Source organism: Delftia sp. DS1230, from assembly GCF_040112715.1.
In the GTDB taxonomy this organism is placed as follows: domain Bacteria; phylum Pseudomonadota; class Gammaproteobacteria; order Burkholderiales; family Burkholderiaceae_C; genus Comamonas; species Comamonas tsuruhatensis.
Genome location: NZ_CP157763.1, coordinates 2,557,782 through 2,578,177, shown reverse-complemented (window position 1 = coordinate 2,578,177; position 20,396 = coordinate 2,557,782). Strand labels below are relative to the sequence as shown.

Below are 20,396 nucleotides of genomic sequence, written 5' to 3'. Positions count from 1 at the left end.
TATATTCATGGCATGGATGAACTGCGCCGGATCGACCTCAACCTGCTGCTGGCCCTGCACGCCCTGCTGGCCGAAAAACATGTGACGCGCGCGGCCCTGCGGCTGCACAAGAGCCAGCCGGCCATGAGCCATTCGCTGGCGCAGTTGCGCGAACATCTGGGCGACCCGTTGCTGGTGCGGCGCGGCGGCCGCATGGCGCTGACGGCACGCGCACAAGGCCTGGTGCAACCGCTGGCGGATGCGCTGGGCAGCCTCAACGGCTTGCTGGCACAGGCGGAGTTCGACCCGGCCCACGCACGCGGACGGCTGCGGCTGGCGCTGTCGGACTACGCATCGCGCATCGTGCTGCCGCCGCTGATGCGGCATCTGCGCCAGCACGCACCCGGGCTGGACCTGGCCATCAGCCAGTCCACGCGCGAGGTGATGCTGGCCCAGCTGGCCGATGGCGAACTGGACCTGGCCCTGGGCCCCTTCCCCGACGCACCCGACCTGCCCGAGGGCATCGAGGTGCAGGATCTGTTCCAGGAACAGTTCGTGAGCGTGGCCGACCAGGCCGTGCTGCCGGCACGCGGCGGGCTGTCACTGCAAGACTGGCTGCAGCGCCCGCACGTCATGCTGGCCATGCGGCCCGACGCCAGCGAGGAGATCGAACGGGCGCTGGCCGCCCAAGGCCTGAGCCGCCGCGTGGTGCTGGCCCTGCCCCACTGGAGCGCGGCGCTGGAGGTGCTGGCAGGCACCGACCTCGTGCTGACCGTGGGCAGCCGCGCCATCGGTGACCTGCGCCGCCACAAAACGCTGCGCCGCTTCACTCCTCCGCTGGAGCTGCCCGAGTTCGCCTACCAGCAGGCCTGGCATGTGCGCAAGCAGGGGGATGCCATGCATCGGTGGCTGCGCAACTCGATGGCGCAGTGCTGTACTGCGCAGGGGCAAACACAGAAGTAGGCGCAGGCCGCAGCCTCAAGCCGCCACCACCACCCGCAGCAACTGCTTCTGTATCTTCCCGCTGGCCGTCTTGGGCAGGGCCTCGCGGAAGTGGTAGCGGCGCGGGCGCTTGTAGGCAGCCAGGCGGTCGCCATGGACCAGGAAGGCGTCCAGCGCCTCGGCCGTGGGCGTGGCGCCAGGCTTGGCGACCACGTGGGCGGCGACGATCTGGCCCCAGCGCTCGTCGGCCTCGCCGATGACGGCGACCTCGAGCACGTCGGCGTGTTCGACCAGCGCGTCTTCCACCTCACGCGGATAGACGTTCTCGGCACCCGAATTGATCATGTAGTCGATGCGGTCGCGGATCCAGAGATAGCCGTCGTCGTCGATGTGGCCCAGGTCGCCCGTGTGGTACCAGCCGTGCGCCAGGGCTCGGGTGTTGGCGTCGGGGCGGTTGAGGTAGCCGGCCATCATGCAGGGGCCGCGCACGAGGATTTCGCCCACCTCGCCGGGCAGGCAGGCCTCGGCCGGGTCGGTGGGGGCGTTGTCTTCGCGCAGCCTGGCCACGATGAGGTCATGGCCCATGGAGGGCAGCCCGGCCGAGCCCGCGTGCGAGAGTTGCTCGCGCGGCAGGAGGATGGACATGCAGGGCCCCATCTCGGTGGTGCCGTAGACCTGGACCAGGTCGCTGCCGACCTTGCGTGTCCATTCGCGGATCAGGTGCGGCGCCATGGAGGCGCCGCCGTACTCCACCAGCCGCAGCGCGGGCGCCTGCTCAGGCGAGGCAATGGGGTCGGCCAGCAGCATGGTGACCATGGTGGGCGCCGCGAAGAAGAAGCTCACGCGCTCTTCGCGGATCAGGCGCCAGGCCTCGGTCACGTCGAAGCGGCGCAGCAGCACCTGGGTGGCACCGGCCTGCAGGCGCGGCAAAAAGCTGGTGTGCAGCTCGGCCGTGTGGTTGAGCGGCGCCATGGCCAGGCCCACGTCGTCGCGCGTGAACTGCATGGTCTGGTGCATGAGGGCGTTGTGCGCCAGCTTGCTGCGGTGCGTATGCAGCACGCCCTTGGGCCGGCCCGTGGTGCCGCTGGTGTACATGAGGATGCAGGGGTCGCTCTCGCGCACATGGGCCTGGGGCGGCGCGCTGCTGCGGCCACTGGCCAGGGCGGACAGGCGCTGCGTGGCCCAGGCCGGCAGCGGGTCGGCCGGGGCATCGTCGGCAAAGATCCAGTGCTCGATGCCCGTGCCAGTGCCGCCACCTTCGGCCTTGAGCAGGGCCTGGGCGCGTGCGGCCACCTCGCCGCCCTCGTGCTCGAACACAAGGGCGCGCGCTGCGCCGTCCTTGAGGATGAAGGCCAGCTCCTGCGCCGCCAGCCGGTAGTTGATGGGATTGAAGATCGCGCCCAGGCGCGCGGCCGCCAGCATGGTGAAGACAAAGGCCGGCGTGTTGTAGAGAAAGGCCGCGACCACGTCGCCATGGCCTATGCCCAGCTCGGCCAGGCCGTGGGCGTGGCGGTTGACTTCGGCATCGAGCTGGGCGTAGGTCCAGGCGCGGCGCTCGCCGCCCTCCCACGCGACCAGGGCTTCCTTGTTCGGCAGGTAACGTGCCGGCCAGGCCAATGTGTCTCCCAGCGTCTGCTGCATGTGCGCTTCTTCCTTCTCGCTCACGAGATTCATATATCGATGCATCTCAATGTAGGAGATTTTTTAGACAGTTATGCAATTTGCAAATGCATCCATGCAGGCAAGCGCATGGAGCTGCGGTCGGCCCGCGGAAATCCCGAAGCCGCACGGACGCTGGCCGCAGCTAGAATGCGCCGGTCAGGAGAGAGTGCCCGCCCGGCCGCAATGGTCACAGGCAGCGGCACCGCCGAAGGCGCAGGGTTCGTCCCGAACGCTCAGGCAAAAGGACTGGCACCGCCTGCCGCCACGGCCGCAGGCGTTCCTAGCTGGAGAGAGATGCAGGGCACGGCGGTGTGCCCCATCCACCGAAGGAGCAAGCCCCACGCATGGAAGGTGCGGGTGAATCTCTCAGGTAAAGCGGACAGCAGGGCAGCACATCCCGGAGGACCGGGATGGCGTTATGCCTTGTTCCTTGCCTGAAAGAGAGCCCTCCTTGTCCGCTGCCTCCACCACCGATCTGCTCAGGACCCCGCTGTTCGACCTGCACCAGGAACTGGGCGCGCGCATGGTGCCGTTTGCCGGCTACTCCATGCCCGTGCAATACCCGCAGGGGCTGATGGCCGAGCACCTGCACACCCGCGAGGCGGCAGGCCTGTTCGATGTCTCGCACATGGGCCAGATCAGCCTGCGCGGCCCGGATGCCGGCGCGGCGCTGGAATCGCTGCTGCCCATGGACGTGCTGGGCCTGGGCGAACACCGCCAGCGCTACGGCCTGCTGCTCAACGACGCGGGCGGCATTCTGGACGACCTGATGTTCGTGCGCCGCGAGGACGACCTGTTCCTGATCGTCAACGGCGCCTGCAAGCATGAAGACCTGGCGCACATCCAGGCCCGCATCGGCCAGCGCTGCGAAATCGAGCCCCAGTTCGACCGGGGCCTGCTGGCGCTGCAGGGCCCGCAGGCCGCAGCCGCGATGGAGCGCCTGCTGCCGGATACGGCCGGCCTGGTGTTCATGACAGGCGGCCACTTCGACTGGGAAGGCGCCGAGCTGTACATCACGCGCAGCGGCTACACCGGTGAGGACGGCTTCGAGATCTCCCTGCCCGCCAGCCACGCCGAGGCCTTTGCCCGTGCCCTGCTGGCCCAGCCCGAAGTCAGGCCCGTGGGCCTGGGCGCGCGCAATTCGCTGCGCCTGGAAGCCGGCCTGTGCCTGTACGGCAACGATCTGGACACGACCACCACCCCGGCCGAGGCCGCCCTGAACTGGGCCGTGCAGAAGGTCCGCCGCGCAGGTGGCGAGCGCGAAGGCGGCTTTCCCGGCGCGGCCACCGTGCTGGCCCAGCTGCAGTCGCCCAAGCTGCTCACGCGCAAGCGCGTGGGCCTGGTGGCCCTGGAGCGCGTGCCCGTGCGCGAAGGCACGGAGCTGCTGGATGCCGGCGGCCGCAAGGTCGGCCAGGTCACCAGCGGCCTGCTGTCGCCCACGCTGAACCAGCCCGTGGCCCTGGCGTACGTGGAGCCGGGCAGCGCCGCCGTCGGCACCACGCTGCAGGCCATGGTGCGCGGCAAGGCCGTGCCCATGCAGGTGCAGGCCACGCCCTTCGTGGCGCCCCGCTATCACCGCGGTTGAGGACAGCCTGCGCGCTTGGCGTGGATCGAGTTCGGCGGATTCGTTTTTCCTGCCATCGCATGCCGCTACAGTGCGCACTGACCTTTCTCAAACCGCCTTTCACAGGTTTTTTCAGTTTCTATCGGAGCAAGCCATGAGCATCCAGTATTCCAAGGACCACGAGTGGATCAACGCCGCCAACCCTGACGCGGCCATCGTCGGCATCACCCTCCACGCGCAGGACGCGCTGGGCGACGTGGTGTTCGTCGACCTGCCCGCCGTGGGCACCAGCTTCAACCAGGGCGATGTGGCCGGCGTGGTCGAGTCCGTCAAGGCCGCCGCCGATGTCTACATGCCCGTCAGCGGCGAGATCGTCGAAGTCAACGAGGCCCTGCGCGACGACCCCTCCCTGGCCAACAGCGACCCGCTGGGCGAAGGCTGGTTCTTCAAGGTCAAGCTCAGCGACGCAGGCCAGCTGGCCGCGCTGCTCGACGAAGCCGCCTACACGGCCTTTGCCCAGAGCAACTGACGCCACTTTCCGGCCAGGACGGGCGCCAGGGCCCGCCCTGGCGCTTTTCAGCTTTTGAGACAGGTCCCTCCATGCTGATGTCCTCCACCCAGCCCCTTGCCGCCCTCGAGAACGCCACCGAATTCGTGGCCCGCCATATCGGCATCGCGCCCGAAGACGAGGCCCACATGCTCAGCGCCATCGGCGCGGCATCGCGCGATGCGCTGATCGACGCCATCGTCCCGCCCTCCATCCGGCGCCACCAACCCATGGCGCTGCCGCCAGCGGCCACCGAGGCCCAGGCGCTGGCCGAACTCAAGGCGCTGGCAGGCCGCAACCAGCTACTCAAAAGCTTCATCGGCCAGGGCTACTACGGCACGCACACGCCCGGCGTCATCCTGCGCAACATTCTCGAGAACCCCGCCTGGTACACGGCCTACACGCCCTACCAGGCCGAGATCTCGCAAGGCCGCATGGAGGCCCTGGTCAACTTCCAGACCATGGTCTGCGACCTGACGGCCATGCCGATTGCCAACGCCTCCATGCTGGACGAGGCCACGGCGGCCGCCGAGGCCATGACGCTGGCCAAGCGCTCCGTCAAAAGCAAGAGCAACCGTTTCGTGGTGGCCGGCGATGCCCACCCCCAGACCATCGAGGTGATACAGACGCGCGCCGCGCCGCTGGGCATCGAGGTGCTGCTGGCCAACTCGCTGGAGGAATGGAACCAGCTGATGGAGGGCGACTACTTCGCCGTGCTGGCCCAGTACCCTGCCACCAGCGGCCGCATCGACGATCTGCGCGCCGACGTGGACAAGGCCCATGGCAAGCAGGCCGCCTTCATCGTGGCCACCGACCTGCTGGCGCTGACCCTGATCACGCCGCCCGGCGAATGGGGTGCCGACATCGTGGTGGGCACCACCCAGCGCTTTGGCATGCCCATGGGCGCCGGCGGCCCGCACGCCGCCTTCATGGCCTGCCGCGACGAGTTCAAGCGCTCCCTGCCCGGCCGCCTGGTCGGCGTGAGCGTGGACGTGCACGGCAAGCCCGCCTACCGCCTGGCACTGCAGACGCGCGAGCAGCACATCCGCCGCGAAAAGGCCACCTCCAACATTTGCACGGCCCAGGTGCTGCCCGCCGTGGTGGCCAGCATGTACGCCGTCTACCACGGCCCCGAGGGCCTGGAGCGCATCGCCCGCCGCGTGGCCTCGTACACGGCCATCCTGGCGCGCGGCCTGGCCGAGCTGGGCGCGCCGCTGCGCGAGGCGCCCAGCTTCGACACGCTGAGCCTGCACACGGGCGCGGCCACCCAGGCCATCGTGGAGCGTGCCGTGTCCCTGGGCGCCAACCTGCGCGTGTATTTCAAGGAATACCTGTGCATCTCGCTGGACGAGACCACCACGCGCGCCGATGTCGAACTGCTGTGGAAGATCTTCGCCCGGGACGGCCAGGCCCTGCCCAGCTTCACCGCCTTCGAAAAGGGCGTGGAGCCGCTGATTCCCGACGGACTGCGCCGCAGCAGCGCCTTCCTCACGCACCCGGGGTTCAACACCCACCGCTCCGAGACCGCCATGCTGCGCTACATCCGCCAGCTGTCGGACAAGGACCTGGCGCTGGACCGCAGCATGATCCCGCTGGGCTCCTGCACCATGAAGCTCAACGCCACCAGCGAGATGATTCCCATCACCTGGCCCGAATTCGCCCAGGTGCACCCCTTTGCCCCGGCCGACCAGCAGCAGGGCTATGCGGAACTGGACAAGCAGCTGCGCGACTGGCTGTGCCAGGCCACGGGCTACGCCGGCATCAGCCTGCAGCCCAATGCCGGCAGCCAGGGCGAGTACGCGGGCCTGCTGGCCATCAAGGGCTGGCATGCGAGCCGGGGCCAGTCGCACCGCAACGTCTGCCTGATTCCCAGCAGCGCCCACGGCACCAACCCCGCCAGCGCGCAGATGGTGGGCATGCAGGTGGTGGTCACCGCCTGCGACGCCAACGGCAACGTCGACATGGCGGACCTGGCGGCCAAGTGCGAGCAGCACAGTGCCAACCTGGCCTGCATCATGATCACCTACCCCAGCACGCACGGCGTGTTCGAGACCCAGGTCAAGGAGCTGTGCAAGCTGGTGCATGACCACGGCGGCCGCGTCTACGTGGACGGCGCCAACATGAACGCCCTGGTGGGCCTGGCCGCGCCGGGCAGCTTCGGCGGCGATGTCAGCCACCTGAACCTGCACAAGACCTTCTGCATCCCGCACGGCGGCGGCGGCCCGGGCGTGGGCCCCGTCTGCGTGGTCGAGGATCTCGTGCCCTTCCTGCCCGGCCATGCCACCACGGGCCTTGCGGGCGGCACGGGCGCGATCAGTGCCGCGCCGCTGGGCAATGCGGCCGTGCTGCCCATCAGCTGGATGTACATCCGCATGATGGGCGCCCAGGGCCTGACCCTGGCCACCGAGACCGCCATCCTCAGCGCCAACTACATCAGCGCCCGGCTGCGCGACCACTACCCCACGCTGTACGCGGGCGAGCACGGCCATGTGGCGCACGAGTGCATCCTGGACCTGCGCCAGTTCAAGGAAAGCACGGGCGTCATGGCCGAGGACGTGGCCAAGCGCCTGATCGACTACGGCTTCCATGCGCCCACGCTGTCCTTCCCCGTGCCCAACACGCTGATGGTGGAGCCCACCGAAAGCGAAAGCCTGTACGAGCTGGACCGCTTCGTGGACGCCATGATCGCCATCCGCGAGGAAATCCGCGCCATCGAGCAGGGCCGCCTGCCCCAGGACGACAACCCGCTCAAGAACGCGCCGCACACGGCCGAGACCCTGCTGGCTTCGGAATGGACCCACCCGTACAGCCGCGAGGCCGCCGCCTACCCCGTGGCTGCCCTGCGCCAGTCCAAGTACTGGTGTCCCGTGGGCCGGGTGGACAACGTCTACGGCGACCGCAACCTCTACTGCAGCTGCATCCCGGTCGACGCTTACCTGAGCTGAAGCACCTGCCACCCAAAGGGGCGCTTGTGGCGCCCCGGCCGGCGCGCGTACACTGCGGCCCTGCCCGCGCCGGGCCCCGGTCCATCTGCCGGGCGCCAGGCGCGGGCAACCAGGATTTGTGCGGCAGATGCCGCTTTCCCCAGCGCCAGCACGCGATGAGCAGCCAAGACCCTTCCGACCAGCCTCGCGACGACGAGCACCTGCCCCTGCATGCCTTGCTGGCGCCCGGCGCCGACCTGCCCCCCGTCGAACGTTTCCCCTCCTTCCAGCCCGAAGACGATCCGCTGCAGGCCCTGGTCGCCGAGCTGCGCAACTACCAGCGCGAGCTGGAGATCCAGAACCGCGTGCTGGACTACAGCCAGGCCGTGGCCGAAAGCGCCTCCGAGCGCTTCGAAGCCCTGTTTGCCAGCATTCCCCTGCCCCTGCTGGTGGTGGACGAGCACGACATGGTGGTGCAGGCCAACGCCATGGCGCACAGCGCCTTCCAGCCCACCGAGCATGACCGGCTGCTGGTCAATTTCGCGCCCTTCGTGCACCCTGACGACGCCGAGCGCGTGCGCGAGACCTTCGTTGCGGCACGCGAGCTGGGCCGCACCGAGGCCCACGAGGTCTGCTTCGACATCACCGAGCAGCACCAGCTGCGCGCCGACCTGCATGTGGCCTGCATCGCCATCCCGCAGCAAAGCGGCCCGCCCATTGCGCAGTACCTGTGCGCCGTGGTCGACCAGGGTCCGCTGCTGGCCGAGCGCCTGGCGCTGCAGCAGCGCAACCACCAGCTGTTCCTGAGCGAGCGGCGGCTCGAATCGGTCATCAACTCGGCCCTGGACGCCATCATCTGCCTGGACCACGAGCAGCGCATCACCGTCTTCAATCCCACGGCTGCCGCCCTGTTTCTGTGTCCGCCGCACGACGCGCTGGGCAGTCCGCTGGAGCGTTTCCTGCCCGATGCGGCCCAGGCCCTGTCCTTTGCGCCGCTGACCACGCAGGCCGTGCTGGGCGAGATGACGGCACGCACGGCCAGCGGCCGCGAAATCCCGGTCGAGGTCAGCGTCTCCTTCGAGCACCACAGCGGCGGCGAGACCACCACCGTGTTCGCGCGCGACCTCACCAGCCGCAAGAAGGCCGAGGCCCAGCGCAACGAGCTGGAAGAGCAGCTGCGCGAATCGCACAAGATGCAGGCCCTGGGCACCATGGCCGGCGGCATTGCCCACGACTTCAACAACATCGTGGGCGCCATCCTGGGCAATGTGGAGCTGGCCAAGGCCGACTGCGGCGGCAATGCCGCAGCCATCGAAAGCCTGCAGGAGATCGAAAAGGCCGGCCGCCGCGCGCGCGATCTGGTGCGCCAGATCCTGACGTTCAGCCGCAATGAACCGCCGCAGCGCAAGCCCGTGCAGGCGCGCGAGGTCATGGGCGACACGGCGCGGCTGCTGCGCGTGACCCTGCCGCCCGCAGTGGAGCTGCAGGTGCACGTGCCGCCGCAGATGCCGCCCATGCTGGCCGACGCCATGCAGGTGGAGCAGGCCCTTTTCAACCTGTGCACCAATGCCATGCACGCTTTGGGCGAGCGGCGCGGCCTGATCCAGATGGATGCCGACCTGGTGCGCCCGGACCAGCGCCTGTGCGAACGCCTGGGCCTGCCGCCCGTCAGCTATGTGGCGCTGTCGGTGCAGGACAACGGCCCCGGCATGGACGCACGCACGCTGCAGCGCATCTTCGAGCCCTTCTTCACCACCAAGCCCGTGGGCCAGGGAACGGGCCTGGGTCTGCCCGTGGTGCACGGCGTCATGCGCAACCACGGCGGCGCCGTGGACGTGTACAGCATCCCCGGCCAGGGCAGCCGCTTCACGCTGTACTTTCCTCCGGCCGACCCCCTGACGCCGGCCGACTCTGCACCGGCCGAGCCCCCCGCCTCCCAGGCGCTGCCCAGCGCACCCGAGCCCCTGGCGGCCGCGGAAACCCCGACCGGCCCGCAGTTCGCCCTGCTGCCCGACCCGCAGGCCGCGCAGCAGCATGTGATGTACGTGGACGATGACCAGGCCCTGGTCTTTCTGGTGCAGCGCCTGCTGCGCCGGCGCGGCTACCAGGTCAGCGGCTTCACCGATCCGCACGAGGCCATCGAGGCGCTGCGCGCCGCGCCCCAGGACTGCGACCTGCTGGTCACCGACTACAACATGCCCGGCTACAGCGGCATCGACCTGGTGCATGAGGCCCTGTCCATCCAGCCGCAGCTGCCCATCGCGCTGGCCTCGGGCTACATCACCACCGAGATCGAGCAGGCCGCATTGGCTGCAGGCGCCAGGGCCCTGGTCCACAAGCCCAACGACGTGGAAGAGCTGTGCGCCACGGTGCACAGGCTGCTGAATGAGCGGGGAACGGCTTGACCCCTGAGCAACGCGATGGCGGCGCCAGTGCAGGTGGCGGCGCAGGCGTCATCTGCCTGCACGAGGATGCCGAACTGCTGGTGCTGGACAAGCCCAGCGGCCTGCTGTGCGTGCCCGGGCGCGGCCCAGACAAGCAGGACTGCCTGAGCGCCCGCGCCCTGCAGCGCTGGCCCGATGCGCTGGTCGTGCACCGGCTGGACCAGGCCACCTCGGGCCTGGTGATCATGGCGCGCAGCCTGGCCAGCCAGCGCCTGCTGAGCGAGGCCTTTGCGCAGCGCCGCGTGCACAAGCGCTATGTGGCCGTGGTGGCAGGCAGCCCCGCCGCGCGGCAAGCCGGCGCATGGCAGAGCATCGACCTGCCGATTGCAGCCGACTGGGAGCGGCGCCCGCTGCGCATCATCGATGCCGTGCAGGGCAAGCCCAGCCAGACCCTGTGGCGCGCCCTGCCAAGCGCGCAAGCCACCGAAGTCCGGGATGCAATCACCACGCGGGTGCAGCTGCAGCCCGTGACGGGGCGCACCCACCAGCTGCGCGTGCACATGGCCGCGCTGGGCCATCCCATCCTGGGCGATGCGCTCTATGCCGATGCCGCCGTGCAGGCGCTGTCGCCGCGCCTGCTGCTGCATGCGCAGCTGCTGGAGCTGGCGCATCCCCTGTCTGGCGAGACGCTGCGTTTCGAATCCGCCGCGCCGTTCTGATCCATCGCAGGAACACGCAAATCATCGCCACCGCGTACGTTGCTGCAATGCAACATTCAGCGTACGTGTTTCCCCTTCTTGCAGTTGGTCATATTGACTTCAGGAAGCACCGTCAGGGTGCATCGTCGGCATCAGCCGTTTTCTTCGGCCAAAACAGCCCCCGCCCGACGGCGCAGGCCGCGATGGGAGCCTTAGCGAAAAGCCTGTTGCCGCGCCAGCCCCGGGATACCCTGTTGCCATTGGTAACCAGGCGATTAACCTGTGCTTCTTTGCGCGGCTAGCCCCTACAGGAGCCACCGCGTTTTTCAGAACGCTTTACCCAAAGTTGAAGGAAGTACTCATGAGCATTCCGTTCCGCATGCACACCGTCGTCGCCGCCCTGGGTTTGGCTGGCGCCGCCCTGTTCTCCACAGCGCATGCGCAAATCAAGATCGCCATGGTGGTTCCCACCACCGGCCCGCTGACGCAGTACGGCGACATGGTCAAGGAAGGCGTGAACACCGCCGTGGAAATGGCCAATGCGGCCGGCGGCGTCAACGGCAAGAAGATCGAGCTGGTGTCCGTCGATGACGCCTGCGAACCCAAGCAAGGTCCCGTGGCCGCCAACCGCGTGGTCAACGCCAAGATCGGCTACGTGATCGGCCCCGTCTGCTCGGGCGCATCGATTGCCGCAGCCCCGATCTACAACAACGAAGGCGTGGTCGTGGTGACCCCCTCGGCGACGTCCCCCGCCCTGACCGACGGCAAGAACTACCACTTCATCTTCCGCACCATCGGCCGCGATGACCAGCAGGGCCCGGCCGCCGCCAAGTTCATCCTGGAAAAGGCCAAGCCCAAGAAGGTTGCCGTGCTGCACGACAAGCAGTCGTATGGCCAGGGCATTGCATCCTCCGTGCGCGACGACCTGAAGAAGGCCGGCGTGGAAGTGGCCCTGTTCGAAGGCATCAACGCCGGCGACAGCGACTACTCCGCCGTCATCACCAAGCTCAAGAGCGCCGGCGTGGACTTCATCTACTACGGTGGCTACCACCCCGAAATGGGCCTGCTGCTGCGCCAGGCTTCCGAGCAGGGCCTGAAGGTCCGCATGATGGGCCCCGAAGGCGTGGGCAACCCCGAAGTCAACGCCATCGCCGGCAACGCCGTCGAAGGCATGCTGGTGACCCTGCCCGCAGACTTCTCGGCCAACCCCAAGAACGCCGCCGTGGTCAAGGCCTTCAAGGACAAGAAGCGCAATCCTTCGGGCGCCTTCCAGCTGACCGCATTTGCCGCCACGCAAGTGCTGCTGGACAGCATCAAGGCCGTGGGCGACAGCCCCGCCAAGGTGGCTGACCACCTGCACAAGTCCAACTTCGAGACCGTTCTGGGCTCGGTGGGCTGGAACAAGCAGGGCGACCTGAAGTCCTTCGACTTCCAGGTGTTCGAATGGCACAAGGACGGCAGCAAGTCGGTCGCTGCCAAGTAATCCCCCTCCGTCTGACTGACCGGGGCACGCATTCGGCGTGTCCCGGTCGTCTGCATCCTGGCCTTTTAGGCCTTTTCCTGTTTTGGGGCGGCATTACACCATGTCAGAACTCTTACCTCAGCTGATACAGCAGCTGTTCAACGGACTGTCCCTGGGCGCCATCTATGCCCTGATCGCCATCGGCTACACGATGGTCTACGGCATCATCGGGATGATCAACTTCGCCCACGGCGACATCTACATGATCGGGGCCTACATCGGCCTGGTCACGCTGTCGGCCATAGGCACGCAAAGCGGCCTGCCGGTGTGGGCCATCATCGGCCTGATGCTGGTGGTCTCGGTCTTCGTCACCGGCGTCTATGGCCTGGTGGTGGAGCAGGTGGCCTACAAGCCGCTGCGCCGCAGTCCCCGCCTGGTGGCCCTGATCTCGGCCATCGGCATGTCCATCTTCCTGCAGAACTGGGTGGCCCTGGGCCAGGGTGCGCGCGACATGGCCGTGCCCTCGCTGCTGCCGGGCGCGCTGCGCTTCGGTGCCGAAGGCGGCTTCGAGATCTATGTGCCCTACTCGCGCATCCTGATCATCGTGGTGGCCATCGTGCTCATGGTGCTGCTGACGCTGTACATCCGCCACTCGCGCATGGGCCGCGCCTCGCGCGCCTGCGCCCAGGACATGCACATGGCCAGCCTGCTGGGCATCGACACCAACCGCGTGATCTCGTTCACCTTCGTGCTGGGCGCCATGCTGGCGGCCGTGGGCGGGGTGCTGATCGCGCTGGCCGTGGGCAAGCTCAACCCGTTCATCGGCTTTCTGGCCGGCATCAAGGCCTTCACGGCCGCGGTGCTGGGCGGCATCGGCTCCATCCCCGGCGCCATGCTTGGCGGCGTGCTGCTGGGCGTGGCCGAAACCTTTGCGGCAGCCTACATCTCGTCCGAGTACAAGGACATCGTGGCCTTCGGCCTGCTGGTGCTGATCCTGCTGTTCCGCCCCACGGGCCTGCTGGGCAAACCTGAAGTGGAGAAGGTCTGATGAAAACCAAACCCACTTTGAACCTGCGCGACGCCCTGATCGCCACGGTGATGACGGCCGTGGTCGTCACGCCCATCTTCGGCCTGCACCTGGAACGCGCCGGCACCCGCACCATCATCAACCCCGACTGGACGGTGGTGGCCTGGGCCTGCGCCCTGGTCTTCCTGGTGCAGCTGCTGCGCCCGCTGATCGCGGCGAAGATGCCCAAGGTCTCGCTGCCCTCGCTGCCGCAGGCGCGCCCCAGCCACCGCAACGGCCTGATGCTGGCGGCCCTGCTGATCGCCGTGTCCTGGCCCTTCTTTGCGGGCCGCAACGCGGTGGACATCGCCACGCTGGCCATGATCTACGTGATGCTGGGCCTGGGCCTGAACATCGTCGTGGGCTTTGCCGGCCTGCTGGACCTGGGCTTCGTGGGCTTCTACGCCGTGGGCGCCTACACCTATGCGCTGCTCTTCCACTGGGCCGGCTGGTCCTTCTGGGAAGCGCTGCCGCTGGCCGGTGCCGCTGCCGCGATGTTCGGCTTCGTGCTGGGCTTTCCGGTGCTGCGGCTGCGCGGTGACTACCTGGCCATCGTGACCCTGGGCTTTGGCGAGATCATCCGCCTGCTGCTGGTCAACCTGACCAGCATCACGGGCGGGCCGGACGGCATCTCCAGCATCCCCAAGCCCACGGTGCTGGGCCTGGAGATGACGCGCACCCCCTCCACCGAGGGCGGCACGACGTTCCACCAGTTCCTGGGGCTGGAGTTCAGCTCGCTGCACATGGTGATCTTCCTGTACCTGATGGCGCTGCTGCTGGCCGTGGTCACGCTGTGGATCTCCAACCGCCTGGTGCGCATGCCCATAGGCCGCGCCTGGGAGGCACTGCGCGAGGACGAGATCGCCTGCCGCTCCCTGGGCCTGAACCCCATGAAGATCAAGCTGTCGGCCTTCACGCTGGGCGCCATGTTCGCCGGCTTCGGCGGCGCCTTCTTCGCGGCGCGCCAAGGCATCGTCAACCCCGAGTCCTTCACCTTCATCGAGTCGGCGCTGATCCTGTCCATCGTGGTGCTGGGCGGCATGGGCTCGCAGCTGGGCGTGATCATCGCGGCCATCTTGCTGACGGTGCTGCCCGAGCTGGCGCGCGAGTTCTCCGAGTACCGCATGCTGATCTTCGGCCTGGTGATGGTGCTGATGATGGTCTGGCGCCCGCAGGGCCTGCTGCCCATGCGCCGTCGCCATGTGGAGGTGCGCTCATGAGGCATGCCGACACCATGATTTTTGGGACAACAGATAGCAGCAAGGGCCGGCAATGAGCGAGTATTTGCTAGAAGTCAAAGACCTGTGCATGCGCTTCGGCGGCCTGCTGGCCGTGGACCACGTGGGCTTCAACGTGCGTCCGCAGGAAGTGTTTGCCATCATCGGCCCCAACGGCGCCGGCAAGACCACGGTGTTCAACTGCATCAGCGGTTTCTACCAACCCAGCAGCGGCTCCATCGCACTGGACGGCAGCGCCATCGAGGGGCGCAGCAGCCACCACGTGGCCAACCACGGCGTGGTGCGCACCTTCCAGAACGTGCGCCTGTTCAAGTCCATGACGGTGCTGGAAAACCTGCTGGTGGCACAGCACCGCCGCTCCGGCGTCAATCTGCTGTCGGGCCTGTTCAACACGGCGGGCTACCGCCGCAGCGAAGAGGAAAAGATCGAGAGCGCCCTGCACTGGCTGGACGTGATGGGCCTGCGCGAGTTCGTCAACCGCGAGGCCGGCAACCTGGCCTACGGCCACCAGCGCCGCCTGGAGATCGCGCGCTGCATGATCACCAAGCCGCGCGTACTCATGCTTGACGAACCCGCCGCCGGCCTGAACCCGCAGGAGAAAAAGGACCTGCAGGGCCTGATCGACCAGCTGCGCCGCCAGTACGGCATTGCCGTGCTGCTGATCGAGCACGACATGGGCCTGGTCATGGGCGTGTCCGAGCGCATCCTGGTCATGGAGTACGGCAAGCCCATCGCCATGGGCCTGCCGGATGCCATTCGCAACGATGAACGGGTCATCAAGGCCTATCTGGGAGAAGCCTGATGCCTGCCATGCTGCAACTGGAGAACATCTCCACCCACTACGGCGCCATCTGCGCGGTCGACAGCGTCAGCCTGCACGTCAACCAGGGCGAGATCGTCTCGCTGATCGGCTCCAACGGCGCCGGCAAGACCTCGCTGCTGATGACGGTGTGCGGCAACCCGCGCGCCAGCTCGGGCCGCATCTCGTTCGAGGGCGAGGACATCACCCAGCTTCCTTCGCACCACATCATGCGCAAGGGCATTGCGGTCTCGCCAGAAGGGCGGCGCATCTTCTCGGACCTCACGGTCACCGACAACCTGAAGATGGGCGGATTCTTCCTGGACAAGCCGCAGATCGAGGCAGGCATCGAACATGTGTTCGGCCTCTTCCCGCGCCTGCGCGAGCGCGCCCACCAGCGCGCCGGCACCATGTCGGGCGGCGAGCAGCAGATGCTGGCCATCGGCCGCGCGCTGATGAGCAAGCCCCGCCTGCTGCTGCTGGACGAACCCACGCTGGGCCTGGCGCCGCTGATCATTGCGCAGATCTTCGAGATCATCCAGACCATCCGCGCCGCTGGCGTCACGGTCTTCCTGGTCGAGCAGAACGCCAACCGCGCCCTGCAGATCGCCGACCGCGGCTATGTGCTGGAGACCGGCAAGGTGGTGCTGGAGGACACCGGCGCCAACCTGCTGACCAACGACGCCGTGCGCCGCGCCTACCTGGGCGCCTGAGCGCCTGCGCGCCCGGCAAAACGCCGGCAATACTGCACGCCGGCACTGAACGGAGGCCCGCCATTCGGCGGGCCTTTTCATTTCAGAGCCCGCGAGACCTCACACCAGGCCGCGCTGCTTGAGCAACGCCCAATGCGCATCCGGCAGACGGGCCTTCATGGCCTTCAAGGGATCGACCTCGCCCGTGTTGTCGGCAAAGGCCACCACGAAATCATCGGTCACGGGCAGGCCCGCCTGCCTGACCATGCTCTCCAGCAAGGGCAGCATGTGCCTGAGCACCCGCATGGCCGAGGCATTGCTTTGCTTCATCTCCATCAACTGGCCATGCAGCAGGCAGGCTTCGCCTAGCGCCTCGTCGGAGAACCAGTGCTCATCGGCCTCGCCCATGCCGCGTATCTCGTCCGGCGCCCACAGGTAATACGGAATCTCTTCACCACGCTCCAGCACCGCGCGCCGATAGGATTCGCGCCCCCAGACCAGAAAAGGCGGCCAGGCTGCAGTCAGGTCCTCATGCGTGTAGCAAAGCAAAAGACCGTAGAGCGGTTCACCGCGTGGGATCTGCTGCAAGGCCGTGGCCAGTGACTGCTCCAGCAGCCGCTGCACACGCGCCTCGACGGTCTTCAGCGTCTCGCCCCTGGGCAGGCGCAGGTAGAGCAGCCTGTCGGCACCCGGCTCGGGCTGGCCGTGGGTGTCCAGGTATTGAAGGTGGATGCGATCCAGAACGCCGTCCGCGCCATGCGCGAACACATGCCGCGTGAGCCAGGGCTTCTCACGGGTTTCCCAGTTCCGGGTCACGCTGCACTGCAGTTGCCGGCCGTCGTACTCATAACGGCTGTCCATGCCACGGTAGCCAAGGTGCATGTGATGGGCGACCAGCCGCCCCTCCTCGTAGCGGCTTTGGCTGACGGAATCGATGCTGCCGCCTCCATGCCACGACACGGTTGTGCGCTGGCCGGGCGTGTACAGGCATACCTGCTCGCGCGCGTTGGACCGGCATTCGATGACGATACGGCCCTGGGCATCAAAGCCGTGGTGCACATGCTTTTGCGGGTCTGCCCGCCCATCGCTGAGCCAGCGTGCGGCAGGGCCGCCGAACAGCTCACAGGCATAGGGTTCGTCAAAGCTCATGGAGTCAGACGCCCAGCGCCAGCTTGCGACCTGGCTGCGGATCTCGGCCCTCAATCGCTCCGAGGCCTCGGCACCGCTGAATTTCGAATACAGGGCCTGGATTTCTGAAGGGGAATTCATGTTCAAGCGAGATGCATGCGCGCGGAAAAAACCATTCTTGCATGGCGCTCCAATCCCGCTGCCGCGATTCTGGAAGTGGTCTGGCCGTGCTCCCTGGATTGTGCTGCCGGCCCTCGCATGGCAGCGCTATAAATGCAGCTTCGCCCAAGAATTACCACCCGCAAGGCCGCCCATGAACGCCCCCGCCCCCCAAGACATGCTGCAACCCCTGGCCATCGACGTGGTGTCCGTGCAGTCCCAGGTCGTCTACGGCCGCGTTGGCAACAACGTGGCCATGCCCACGCTGCAGGCCCTGGGACTGGCGGCGGCGGCCGTGCCCACGGTGGTGTTCAGCAATACGCCGCACTATCCCAGCATCCACGGCGGAGCAATTGCCGCCGAGTGGTTTGCGGGCTATCTGCAGGACCTGGGCGCGCGCGGCGCGCTCAGGCAACTGCAGGCCGTGCTGGCCGGCTACCTGGGCGGGCCGGACCAGGCCGGGCTGCTGGCGGACTGGGTGGCGGGCCTGCTGCAGCAGCGCCCCGGCCTGCGCGTGGTGGTGGACCCGGTGATCGGCGACCACGACAGCGGCATCTACGTGGACCCCGCCATGGTCGAGGCCTACCAGCGCTACCTGCTGCCCCTGGCCGACGGGCTGACACCCAACCATTTCGAGCTGGAACGGCTGACCGCGCGCCCTGTGCACGGCATGGACGATGTGGTCCAGGCCGCACGCAGCCTGCTGACCGGCCGCACGCAGTGGGTGGCCGTGACCAGCGCGGCGCCCGAGCTGGGCGGCGAGCATGCACTGCGCATGCGCGTGGCGCTGGTCACGCGCGAGGACGTGCATGTGGTCACCCACGCGCGCGTGGATGCGGTGCCCAAGGGAACGGGCGACTTGTTCAGCGCCGCGCTCACCGGCCACTGGCTGCAGGGCGCCAGCCTGCGCGAGGCGGCCGAGCGCGCCTGCGAACGCATCGTGCAGGCGCTGGAGCGCACGCGGCAGGCGCGCAGCGCCGAGCTGCTGCTGCCCTCGGACCCCGTCGCCGCCCGGGCAATGACCGCGCAGGCAGCACCGGCAGCACGGGCACAAGCGATACCATCGCCCGCATGAACAATGCATCGCCTCTCCTTTCCCTGACGATTCTCACGGGCGCTTCGCGCGGCATGGGCCTGGCCATGGCCCGGCAACTGCTCGATGCCGGCCATGAGCTGGTCACGCTGTCGCGCTCCACCAGCGAAGACCTGAACCGGGCCGCCGCCACGGCAGGCGCCCCGCTGCAGCAGTGGAGCGTGGACCTGGGCGAGCCCGAGGCAGCGGCCCGCAGGCTGGGCGAATGGCTCGCCGGGCTGGACGCCACGCGCTACGCCAGCGTCACCCTGATCAACAACGCGGGCGTGATTCCGCAGATCGCGCCGCTGTCGCAGCTGCGGCCCGCCGACATCGCCCAGGCCATGCGCGTGGGACTGGAGGCGCCCATGCTGCTGACGGCCGCCTTCCTGGCCGCCACCGAAGGCTGGACGGCCGTACCGCGCAAGGTGCTCAACATCTCTTCCGGCCTGGGGCGGCGCGCCATTGCCTCGCAGGCCTCCTACTGCGCGGCCAAGGCCGGCATGGACCATTTCAGCCGCAGCGTGGCGCTGGACGAGGCGCTCAAGCCCCACGGCGCGCGCATCTGCTCGCTGGCGCCCGGCGTCATCGACACCGACATGCAGGTGCAGCTGCGCAGCGCCGATGCCGCAGCCTTTCCCGACGCAGGCAACTTCGCCCAGCTCAAGGAGGGCGGCAAGCTGTCCACGCCCGAGCAGGCCGCCACCCTGGTGCTGGGCTGGCTGCAGCGCGCGGATTTTGGCGAGCAGGTCGTGGCCGACGTGCGCCAGCCCTGAACGTACGGGTCTGGCAGGCCCGATGCAGCAATGAAAATCCCGGCAGCAGACAGAAACATATCGCCGTGCTGCCGGAAACAATCCAGCCATTCGCCCTGGAAAATATTCCGCAAGTTTTACCGATTGCAGGAATCATTTCCCATATCCAGGCCGCGCATTGCCTTGGAAACCGTCATCTGGCAAAGGATGACGTTTTTCGTCTGCGTTTGCCAGTCCTGCTTTTCCAATCCTCCTACAGTGGCATTTATTTCGGCTGGCAAGAATGGGGCACTCAACTCCAGGAAATCCAGCCATGTCCATTGCCTATTCCGATCCCCTGGCAACGCCAGTGGTCCCTGCGGCCAATACATCCGTCAGCGGTGTTTCATGGGCGGCGATATTCGCGGGCGCCATGGCGGCGGCCTCGCTGTCGCTGCTGCTGTTCATTCTGGGCACGGGCCTGGGCCTGTCGTCTGTCTCGGTATGGACCGGCCAGGGCATGGATGCCGGCGCCCTGGGGTGGACGGCCGTGGCCTGGATCGCCTTCACCCAGCTGGCCTCCGCCGGCGTGGGCGGGTACCTGGCCGGGCGGCTGCGCACCCGCTGGCAAGGCGTGCATACGGACGAGGTCTACTTCCGCGACACGGCCCACGGCTTTCTGTCCTGGGCGCTGGCCACGCTGGCCATGGTGGCCCTGATGGGCGCTGCTGCAGGCGGTGCTGTCTCCGGCGCCTTCAAGGCCGCGCAGACCGTGGCCACCAGCGCCTCCAGCGTGGTAGGCGGCGCGATCGGCGCCGCCGGCGGTGCGGCTGCTGGCGGTGCCGCAGCCATGGCCGGTGCCTCGGGCGCCGATGCCTCGCCCCAGGGCCTGGCCTACTGGACCGGCAGCCTGTTCCGCAATTCCGCGGCAACCTCCGGCAGCACAACGCCTGCCGACATGGCCAGCGCCACGCGGGAGGCCGGCGTGATCTTTGCCCAGTCGCTGCGCACCGGCCAGCTTTCTGCGGCCGATGAGCAATATCTGGCCCAGCTGATTGCGCGCAATTCCGATATTCCGGTGGAAGAAGCGCAAAAGAAAGTGCGAAGCACCTTTGATTCCGTACAGATGCAGATTAAGCAGGCCGAGCAAAAGGCAGAAGAGGCCAAGCAAAAGGCCAAGCAGGCCGCTGAAGAAACGCGAAAGGCGACCGCCCATTCCATGCTCTGGCTGTTTGTTTCCCTGATGCTGGGCGCCTTTGTGGGCAGCCTGTGCGCCACCTGGGGTGGCCGCCAACGCGATGCCATTTGATTTTGCATCGCAGTCAACACCATCCAACCATTCATTG

16 protein-coding genes and 2 riboswitches are annotated in these 20,396 nt (G+C 67.6%); of the genes, 14 read left to right on the top strand and 2 right to left on the bottom strand.

Annotated features, from left to right (window positions below):
- Positions 1-12: 12 nt before the first annotated feature.
- On the top strand, positions 13-942 hold the full coding sequence (locus tag AAN986_RS11480; protein ID WP_016451508.1) for a LysR family transcriptional regulator: 930 nt from the start codon (positions 13-15) through the stop codon (positions 940-942).
- A gap of 15 nt (positions 943-957) precedes the next feature.
- Here the strand turns inward: AAN986_RS11480 and AAN986_RS11475 are convergent, their stop codons facing one another.
- On the bottom strand, positions 958-2,562 hold the full coding sequence (locus AAN986_RS11475) for a fatty acid--CoA ligase (protein WP_047217052.1): 1,605 nt from the start codon (positions 2,560-2,562) through the stop codon (positions 958-960).
- Between the two features lie 168 nt (positions 2,563-2,730).
- Positions 2,731-2,842, top strand: a riboswitch (glycine riboswitch).
- A 15-nt stretch (positions 2,843-2,857) separates the two neighbouring features.
- Positions 2,858-2,976: riboswitch (glycine riboswitch) on the top strand.
- 25 nt (positions 2,977-3,001) lie between these two features.
- On the opposite strand from AAN986_RS11475, the gene gcvT reads away from it, so the two are divergent.
- The 10 genes from gcvT to AAN986_RS11425 all read left to right on the top strand — a co-directional run bounded on the left by gcvT (position 3,002) and on the right by AAN986_RS11425 (position 15,978).
- A complete protein-coding gene (gcvT, locus tag AAN986_RS11470) occupies positions 3,002-4,168 on the top strand; it encodes a glycine cleavage system aminomethyltransferase GcvT (protein WP_047216909.1) in 1,167 nt (388 codons plus the stop codon).
- Between the two features lie 133 nt (positions 4,169-4,301).
- Positions 4,302-4,676, top strand: coding sequence for a glycine cleavage system protein GcvH (gene gcvH / locus AAN986_RS11465; RefSeq protein ID WP_012206130.1), 375 nt, complete (start codon positions 4,302-4,304; stop codon positions 4,674-4,676).
- A 71-nt stretch (positions 4,677-4,747) separates the two neighbouring features.
- Positions 4,748-7,639: an aminomethyl-transferring glycine dehydrogenase gene (gene gcvP / locus AAN986_RS11460; RefSeq protein ID WP_047216908.1), complete on the top strand. Its 2,892-nt coding sequence runs from the start codon at positions 4,748-4,750 to the stop codon at positions 7,637-7,639.
- Between the two features lie 155 nt (positions 7,640-7,794).
- Entirely contained in the window at positions 7,795-10,023 is a 2,229-nt protein-coding gene (locus AAN986_RS11455) for a PAS domain-containing sensor histidine kinase (RefSeq protein WP_047216907.1), read from the top strand.
- Positions 10,020-10,721 carry an RluA family pseudouridine synthase gene (locus AAN986_RS11450; protein WP_047216906.1) on the top strand — a complete coding sequence of 234 codons (702 nt, stop codon included), beginning with the start codon at positions 10,020-10,022 and terminating at the stop codon, positions 10,719-10,721. The genes AAN986_RS11455 and AAN986_RS11450 overlap by 4 nt, the downstream gene beginning before the upstream one ends.
- Positions 10,722-11,061: 340 nt before the next feature.
- Positions 11,062-12,183 (top strand): branched-chain amino acid ABC transporter substrate-binding protein, encoded by a 1,122-nt coding sequence (locus AAN986_RS11445; RefSeq protein WP_016446333.1) that lies wholly within the window; start codon positions 11,062-11,064, stop codon positions 12,181-12,183.
- A gap of 100 nt (positions 12,184-12,283) precedes the next feature.
- Positions 12,284-13,210, top strand: coding sequence for a high-affinity branched-chain amino acid ABC transporter permease LivH (gene livH, locus AAN986_RS11440; RefSeq protein ID WP_016446334.1), 927 nt, complete (start codon positions 12,284-12,286; stop codon positions 13,208-13,210).
- Complete coding sequence (locus AAN986_RS11435) at positions 13,210-14,448, top strand: high-affinity branched-chain amino acid ABC transporter permease LivM (protein ID WP_016451503.1); 1,239 nt, start codon at positions 13,210-13,212, stop codon at positions 14,446-14,448. The genes livH and AAN986_RS11435 overlap by 1 nt, the downstream gene beginning before the upstream one ends.
- A 52-nt stretch (positions 14,449-14,500) precedes the next feature.
- Positions 14,501-15,268: a high-affinity branched-chain amino acid ABC transporter ATP-binding protein LivG gene (gene livG / locus AAN986_RS11430; protein ID WP_016446336.1), complete on the top strand. Its 768-nt coding sequence runs from the start codon at positions 14,501-14,503 to the stop codon at positions 15,266-15,268.
- 8 nt (positions 15,269-15,276) lie between these two features.
- A complete protein-coding gene (locus AAN986_RS11425; protein ID WP_026062223.1) occupies positions 15,277-15,978 on the top strand; it encodes an ABC transporter ATP-binding protein in 702 nt (233 codons plus the stop codon).
- 99 nt (positions 15,979-16,077) lie between these two features.
- Here AAN986_RS11425 and AAN986_RS11420 read toward each other — a convergent pair whose 3' ends face one another.
- Positions 16,078-17,226 carry a hypothetical protein gene (locus AAN986_RS11420; protein WP_047217051.1) on the bottom strand — a complete coding sequence of 383 codons (1,149 nt, stop codon included), beginning with the start codon at positions 17,224-17,226 and terminating at the stop codon, positions 16,078-16,080.
- A gap of 172 nt (positions 17,227-17,398) precedes the next feature.
- Here AAN986_RS11420 and pdxK point away from each other — a divergent pair, with 172 nt between their 5' ends.
- The 3 genes from pdxK (at position 17,399) to AAN986_RS11405 (ending at position 20,359) form a co-directional block, all read left to right on the top strand.
- Positions 17,399-18,319 carry a pyridoxine/pyridoxal/pyridoxamine kinase gene (pdxK, locus tag AAN986_RS11415; RefSeq protein WP_349335675.1) on the top strand — a complete coding sequence of 307 codons (921 nt, stop codon included), beginning with the start codon at positions 17,399-17,401 and terminating at the stop codon, positions 18,317-18,319.
- On the top strand, positions 18,316-19,092 hold the full coding sequence (locus tag AAN986_RS11410) for an SDR family NAD(P)-dependent oxidoreductase (protein WP_046240202.1): 777 nt from the start codon (positions 18,316-18,318) through the stop codon (positions 19,090-19,092). The genes pdxK and AAN986_RS11410 overlap by 4 nt, the downstream gene beginning before the upstream one ends.
- A gap of 292 nt (positions 19,093-19,384) precedes the next feature.
- The gene (locus AAN986_RS11405; protein WP_016446341.1) at positions 19,385-20,359 is read left to right on the top strand and encodes a hypothetical protein; all 975 of its coding nucleotides are present in this window, start codon (positions 19,385-19,387) and stop codon (positions 20,357-20,359) included.
- Positions 20,360-20,396: the final 37 nt, after the last annotated feature.

Coding starts and splice junctions, on each gene's coding strand:
- AAN986_RS11480 (WP_016451508.1), top strand. CDS start 13: ATGGATGAACTGCGCCGGATCGACCTCAACCTGCTGCTGGCCCTGCAC.
- AAN986_RS11475 (WP_047217052.1), bottom strand. CDS start 2,562: ATGCAGCAGACGCTGGGAGACACATTGGCCTGGCCGGCACGTTACCTG.
- gcvT (WP_047216909.1), top strand. CDS start 3,002: ATGCCTTGTTCCTTGCCTGAAAGAGAGCCCTCCTTGTCCGCTGCCTCC.
- gcvH (WP_012206130.1), top strand. CDS start 4,302: ATGAGCATCCAGTATTCCAAGGACCACGAGTGGATCAACGCCGCCAAC.
- gcvP (WP_047216908.1), top strand. CDS start 4,748: ATGCTGATGTCCTCCACCCAGCCCCTTGCCGCCCTCGAGAACGCCACC.
- AAN986_RS11455 (WP_047216907.1), top strand. CDS start 7,795: ATGAGCAGCCAAGACCCTTCCGACCAGCCTCGCGACGACGAGCACCTG.
- AAN986_RS11445 (WP_016446333.1), top strand. CDS start 11,062: ATGAGCATTCCGTTCCGCATGCACACCGTCGTCGCCGCCCTGGGTTTG.
- livH (WP_016446334.1), top strand. CDS start 12,284: ATGTCAGAACTCTTACCTCAGCTGATACAGCAGCTGTTCAACGGACTG.
- AAN986_RS11435 (WP_016451503.1), top strand. CDS start 13,210: ATGAAAACCAAACCCACTTTGAACCTGCGCGACGCCCTGATCGCCACG.
- livG (WP_016446336.1), top strand. CDS start 14,501: ATGAGCGAGTATTTGCTAGAAGTCAAAGACCTGTGCATGCGCTTCGGC.
- AAN986_RS11425 (WP_026062223.1), top strand. CDS start 15,277: ATGCTGCAACTGGAGAACATCTCCACCCACTACGGCGCCATCTGCGCG.
- AAN986_RS11420 (WP_047217051.1), bottom strand. CDS start 17,226: ATGAATTCCCCTTCAGAAATCCAGGCCCTGTATTCGAAATTCAGCGGT.
- pdxK (WP_349335675.1), top strand. CDS start 17,399: ATGAACGCCCCCGCCCCCCAAGACATGCTGCAACCCCTGGCCATCGAC.
- AAN986_RS11410 (WP_046240202.1), top strand. CDS start 18,316: ATGAACAATGCATCGCCTCTCCTTTCCCTGACGATTCTCACGGGCGCT.
- AAN986_RS11405 (WP_016446341.1), top strand. CDS start 19,385: ATGTCCATTGCCTATTCCGATCCCCTGGCAACGCCAGTGGTCCCTGCG.